Raw genomic sequence first — 5,979 nt, 5'->3', positions numbered from 1 at the left:
GTCTGAGGAGGCCCCGCCATGCCGGCGTCGATCGGCTCCCCCCTGCTCTGGATCGTCACCGCCGTACATCGGCCAGATGATCAGTCCAAAGGCCACCGGCAGGGCGAGGTAGAAGACGGTCCAGCCGACCGCCTCGCGCATCGGCACGTCGTGCGGGCGGCGGGTCAGGATGAAGTCGACGGTCAGCAGCGCCAGCAGGATGGCGATGGTGACGATCCAGAGCAGGGGGGAGCCGATCGACGCCGGCATGGCGGGGCCTCCTCAGACAACACGCAATCGTCTGAGGTCTCCCTCACCCGCGATGCGAAGCGGGTGACCGCCCGGGGCTCCTGTCCGAGGACCCGTACTGACCGGACGATTCTTGGCGAGGTACTCCCCTCGGCGGGGACGCTAACCGACAGAGCTGGACGGTTCCTGGACGTCGGCGTATATACCTATACCCATGGAGCGTGAGCGGGCGATCGAGCCTGCGGTTGAGGCCCACACCCCGCCCGCCCCCGCCAAGTCCGACAAGTCAGACTTGGTGTCGATCATGCTGCACGCGCAGGCGCACGGCGGGAACCAGATGGTGGCCCGGGCGGTGGCCGACAACCCGATCGAGGACCGGTTGCGCGGCCGGCTCGGCGGTGGCCGTCCACTGCCCGCCGAGGTGCGCGCCGAGACCGAGACCGGGTTCGGTCAACCGCTCGGCGACGTCCGGGTGCACACCGACGGGCACGCCGCGTCGATGGCCACCGAGCTCAACGCCAACGCCTTCACCGTCGGGCAGGACATCTTCTTCGGTCAGGGCCAGTTCGACCCCTCGTCGAGGTCGGGATACAACATCCTGGCCCACGAGCTCACCCACACACTGCAGCAGCCCACTACCCCGGCAGCGGCGGGACTCACCGTCAGCGACGTGCATGACCCCGAGGAGCGCGAGGCGTACGCGATCGCCGACCGCCTGACCGCGCACCGCGGCTCCACCGACCCGATGGCGGCGTCGCTGAGCGGCCCGGTGTCACCCGGAGTGTTCAAGATCCATCGCCACTCGTCCTGGGAGCACACGCTGCTCGGCGACACCCCGCCGTCCCGGTTGGGCGACGCCACGGTCACCGCGGAGGCGCGCAAGCACGTGCTCGCTGACCTGTGGGAACGCATGATGTTCTTCAGCACCGACCCGGGCGGCGACCCGCGGGCCCGCTTCCCGGACGTGCGCTGGGTGCAGCTCGCCGGCAGCAGCCTGTGGGTCAGCAACGGCGAGCTCAACGCGCTGGCCGACTATCTGCCCGACCCGTCCGCGGCGGACACCATGACCCGCGAGGAGCTCGTGCCGGTGCTGCAGAAGATGCGCAGCGGCATCCGCGGCGCGGCCGGGGCCGAGTTCGGGCTGCGTGGCAAGTCGATGGAGGGCATGGCCACGCACTGGATGGAGTTCATCACCGAGGCCGGCGGCGAGGTGAAGGCGCTCGACGAGGCCACCGCCGGCCAGGGCACCAACCGGTACGCGGGTCTGCTCACCCGCAACGCCTGCCACTTCGCGCCGTTCAGCTGGCACCGCTGGGAGCAGTATCACAACGAGGCCGTCGAGGAGGCGAAGGCGCACTTCGCGAGCCGCAGCCAGACCGCGCCGCTGAAGGACATCCCGAAGGGCACCGAGGAGCACGCCCGGCAGGCCATCCTCAAGAACGGGTACGGCGACCACTTCCTGCAGGACTCGTTCGCGGCCGGCCACCTGGTCAACAAGACGCTGGTCATGCAGTGGTGGATCGACTACCTGAACCAGGCGACGCTGATCATTCCCGGCACCGACCTGGCGATCATCCGGCGTGGACAGCCGGACCCCGACGTGATGGCGCGGATGGCCAGCGCGCGGCAGACCGGGATCGCCGGGCAGTCGCTCTACGGCAACACGCCGACCAGCGGGCCGACGAACCGCGACGACCGCGAGTCGGGGACCTCCGCGATCGACCCGCAGACCGCCCAGGAACGGCGGGACCGCGAGGGGCGGGTGGCCGGGTCGGGCGTGACCGGAGTGGACGATGCCGACCGCGAGGCCAACTACCAGGCGTACCTGCGGCTGCTGAACAACGCGCAGGCACAGGGCGCGGCCGGGGCGGCACACGACTACTTCAACAAGATCGGGCTCACGGTGATGAGCTCGGACGGCAGCGTACGCATGCGCGTCGGCGGGGACGACACCCTGATCTCGCAGTCCGGGCCGGTCGGCGCCGAGACGGCGGCGAACGCGGCCGCGATGTCGCGGCGGGCGATCGACGAGCTGATGAACACCGGCGCCACCGAGCTGACGACCGAGAAGATCTTCGCAATGGTGCCGACCGCCGTGGTGCCGGATGGCCCGGACGCGGCGCCGATACCGCTGGACCAGTGGCAGAGCTCGGTGCTGCACGACCTGTGCTTCAACACCATCTTCCCGGAGTACTACCGGTCGATTACCTCGGCGATCATCGGGACGTTCGGCGCAGAGATGGTGCCCGGCGGCATGTCGCAGGACTCCGGCAAGGCTCCGCCGCCGGTCAAGGGCGACTTCCCGGCGCCGGTCGGCCCGGCCATGGGCTAGACCGTCACCAGCTTGAGGACCACGGTCTCCTGCATCTCGACCGGGACGACCGGGGTCGCGGACCGGGCCGCGAGCAGCTCCTCGCGCAGCGTGCGCAGGGCCGCGGCGGCGATCCCGTCGGCGCGCCAGGCCTCCGCCTCGGCCTGTAGAGCCCGCCGGTGCAGCTCGGCGTGGTGCCGCACGGCCGCCTTGGCGATCACCAGCTCGTGCTCGACCGGGTGCAGCTCCGGGTTCCATGAGTTGCGGTGGGTCAGCGCGTCCAGCAGCTGCTCGTCGGAGAGGTCGCCGCGCCGGTGGGCCGCCTGCGCCAGGCGGCGCAGGGCACGGGCACGGTCGGGAACGTCCACCTTTTCCAGACTGACGAACGCGGCCGCCCTGCGGAGCCGGGCCAGCGCCTCCTCGGCCCGCTGACACGAGCGCCAGGTTTCGGCCACCCGCTCGTGCGCATGCTCGTACTCGGCACGGCGGCGCTCGGCCGTACTCTGCGCACCCAGCACGGCGACGGCGATCTCGTCCGCGTAGCGGGTCTGCTCGTCTTTCGCGGCCGCGAGCCGCGCCTCGTCCTCCAGACGACGACGTCTGCTCGCGGAAACGCCGGGCAGGATCACCCAGATGAGCGCCAGCAGAGCCATGAGCAGCAGGACAGACCAGATGACAACGAGGGAACCCACCCGTACCAAGCTATCGACGCCGGTCGCGGGACGCATCCCCAGAGGACCTACGTCACGTTGAGGTCGCGCATCCGCCGGATCTCGGAGGCCTGCTCGACGGCCATCTCGTTGGCCATCTCGTTGAGCCGCTGATCGGAGCCGCCGCGCAGCACGTCGCCGGCCATCACCCGGGCGCCCTCGTGGTGCGCGGTCATCATGGTCACGAACCGGCTGTCGAAATCGGCGCCCTCGGCCGCGGCGAGCGCGGCGATCGCCGCCTCGGTCTGCATGCCCGGCATCGTGGCGTGGTTGTGCGACGGGTCGCTCTCCGGCAGCCGCCGCTCGGTCAGCCACGCCTTCAGCACGTCGATCTCGATGGTCTGCGCGAGGCCCATCCGGTCGGCCATGCTCTTCAGCTGGGCATTCGACCCGCGCTCCGGCGCCAGGCCGGTCATCCGGATCGCCTGCCGGTGGTGCGCGATCATCATCTGGGCGAAGGCGACGTCCGCCTTGTTGTAGACCGGCACCTCGAGCGGCTTCACCCGGTCGGAGTCGGTGACCGCGGCCGACTCGCCGGGTCGTCCAGGTTGGAGGACGGTGACCGGCGGCGCGCTCGCACTGGTGCCAGGCCGTGGAGCGCTGGCGGAACCGTCCTCACCCGACCGTGCCGCGACGACCCCGCCGGTCGTCGCGACCAGCACCAATGCGACGCCGCCGAGGGTCCACCACCGGCGTCGGTTCTGTCTGTGCATGAAGCGTTCCAATTTCGGTCGATCGACCACTATCGTAGCGATGAAGGTCAGTGCTGCCTGTCTCGATGGGGCGGGGAGCGCTGCGAAGCCGGAAGGATCACATCATGCACCCTGCCCCACGAGGGCGGCGACTCAAGCGGTTGGCGGTGCTCAGCACGGCGACAGTCCTGTTGAGCCTGCTGGTCGCACCGTCCATGAGCGCAGCGGCGCCGGAGGCCGACACACCGCCCGGTGTCGACGAGATCGCCAGCAGCCCCAACCTGACCCAGGCCGCGAACATCCCGAAGCAGGCGCCGTTCAACACCACCAGCGCGTTCAACACCGACTGGGCCTTCCAGGGCAAATACGCCTACGGCGGCAACTACAACGGGTTCACCGTCTATGACATCAGCCGTCCGAAGCAGCCCCAGGTCGCCGCCGTGGTGGTCTGCCCGGGCTCGCAGAACGACGTGTCGGTGCACGGCGACCTGCTCTTCCTGGGCACCGACTCGCAACGGTCGGACAACTCGTGCAACAGCACCTCCGCGCCGCCGGAGTCCACCGGCGACCAGCGGTGGGAGGGTGTCAAGATCTTCGACATCTCCGACCCCGTCCACCCGCAGTACGTGGCCGCGGTGAAGACCGACTGCGGCTCGCACACCCAGACCCTGGTGCCCGGCAAGAAGGGTGACCGCTCGGTCTACATCTACGTCTCGTCGTACAACCTCTCGCGGGCCAGCGTCCCCAACTGTCAGCTGCCGCACGACAAGATCTCGGTCATCAAGGTCCCGCTGAACGACCCGGCGGGCGCGCGGGTGGTCTCCACCCCGATCCTGTTCCCCGAGGGCGGCAACCCGCAGGGCAACGGCACCTCCGAGACGACCGGCTGCCACGACATCACGGCCTACCCCGAGAAGGACCTCGCGGCCGGCGCGTGCATGGGTGACGGTGTGCTGATCGACATCGCCGACCGGGTCAACCCCAAGGTCATCACCGCGGTGCGCGACACCGAGAACTTCGCGTTCTGGCACTCGGCCACCTTCAACAACGACGGCACCAAGGTCGTCTTCACCGACGAGCTGGGCGGCGGCAGTGGCGCCGAGTGCACCGCGGAGGTCGGCCCGACCAAGGGCGCCGACGCCATCTACGCGATCACCGGCACCGGCAAGAACCGCAAGCTGAGCTTCCGCAGCTACTTCAAGATCCCGCGGATCAACACCAGCACGGAGAACTGCGTGGCGCACAACGGCTCGCTGATCCCCGTGCCGGGCCGCGACATCATGGTGCAGGCGTGGTATCAGGGCGGCATCTCGGTGTGGGAGTTCACCAACCCGCGCAACCCGCGCGAGATCGCCTACTGGGAGCGCGGCCCGCTGAGCGCGACCCAGCTGATCCTCGGCGGCTCGTGGTCGGCGTACTGGTACAACGGCTACATCTACTCCAATGACATCCAGAAGGGCCTGGACGTGCTCGACCTGGTCGACGCCAAGACCGACCCGGCCAAGCAGCTGCGCACGAACCGCTTCAACGCCCAGACCCAGGACAACTTCCTCACCTGGTGACCGACGGTAGTTCCATGGGGGTCAGGACGGCGATCCGATAGCCGTCCTGGCCCTCGACCAGTTGGTAGCAGAACCGCTCCCTGGGCTCGCCGTCGTAGGTCCAGGTCACGTCCGCCCAGACCGTGCCGGGCGCGGTGCCCATCACGGTGAGCCGGTGGTCCGCGGCGGTCACGCCCTCGTATTGGTCCCAGGACGAGGCGAAGAACGCCTCGGTCTGCGCGGGGTCGCTCACCGCGATCGCGTTGCCGGGGAAGAGGACCAATCCGGGTACGGCGTACAGCGTGCCGATCGTCTTCTCGTCGCGCGCGAGAAGCGCCGCCTGATAGGTCTCGAAGAACTCGTCGACTGTGCTCATGTGACCCACGCTAGGAAGCGAACCGGACAAGCCGGAGTCGCCTTTAAGATCCGATTCGTGGAAGGTCATCTCGCGCTGCGCCGGGTGGAGCGGCAGCAGGCGCTGATCGAGCGGTTGCACG

5 protein-coding genes and 1 pseudogene are annotated in these 5,979 nt (G+C 69.3%); 2 read left to right on the top strand and 4 right to left on the bottom strand.

Going from position 1 to position 5,979, the window contains the following annotated elements:
* A pseudogene (locus tag AB0M20_RS22610) lies at window positions 1–249 on the bottom strand (hypothetical protein); the annotation flags it as partial.
* A 193-nt stretch (window positions 250–442) separates the two neighbouring features.
* On the opposite strand from AB0M20_RS22610, the gene AB0M20_RS22605 reads away from it, so the two are divergent.
* Window positions 443–2,560: a DUF4157 domain-containing protein gene (locus AB0M20_RS22605; protein WP_364301139.1), complete on the top strand. Its 2,118-nt coding sequence runs from the start codon at window positions 443–445 to the stop codon at window positions 2,558–2,560.
* Here AB0M20_RS22605 and AB0M20_RS22600 read toward each other — a convergent pair.
* Both AB0M20_RS22600 and AB0M20_RS22595 read right to left on the bottom strand, forming a co-directional pair.
* Window positions 2,557–3,231: a hypothetical protein gene (locus AB0M20_RS22600; protein ID WP_364301137.1), complete on the bottom strand. Its 675-nt coding sequence runs from the start codon at window positions 3,229–3,231 to the stop codon at window positions 2,557–2,559. The genes AB0M20_RS22605 and AB0M20_RS22600 overlap by 4 nt on opposite strands.
* A gap of 47 nt (window positions 3,232–3,278) precedes the next feature.
* Window positions 3,279–3,962 carry a DUF305 domain-containing protein gene (locus AB0M20_RS22595; protein ID WP_364301134.1) on the bottom strand — a complete coding sequence of 228 codons (684 nt, stop codon included), beginning with the start codon at window positions 3,960–3,962 and terminating at the stop codon, window positions 3,279–3,281.
* A 104-nt stretch (window positions 3,963–4,066) separates the two neighbouring features.
* On the opposite strand from AB0M20_RS22595, the gene AB0M20_RS22590 reads away from it, so the two are divergent.
* Window positions 4,067–5,503, top strand: a complete 1,437-nt coding sequence (locus tag AB0M20_RS22590; protein WP_364301131.1) for a hypothetical protein — start codon at window positions 4,067–4,069, stop codon at window positions 5,501–5,503.
* On the opposite strand, the gene AB0M20_RS22585 is transcribed toward AB0M20_RS22590, so the two are convergent.
* On the bottom strand, window positions 5,493–5,858 hold the full coding sequence (locus AB0M20_RS22585) for a hypothetical protein (protein ID WP_364301129.1): 366 nt from the start codon (window positions 5,856–5,858) through the stop codon (window positions 5,493–5,495). The two genes, AB0M20_RS22590 and AB0M20_RS22585, sit on opposite strands and share 11 nt — an antisense overlap.
* Window positions 5,859–5,979: the final 121 nt, after the last annotated feature.

It is taken from the genome of Actinoplanes sp. NPDC051633 (assembly GCF_040681735.1).
Classification (GTDB): Bacteria; Actinomycetota; Actinomycetes; order Mycobacteriales; family Micromonosporaceae; genus Actinoplanes.
This window is presented reverse-complemented; position numbering and strand designations above follow the sequence as displayed.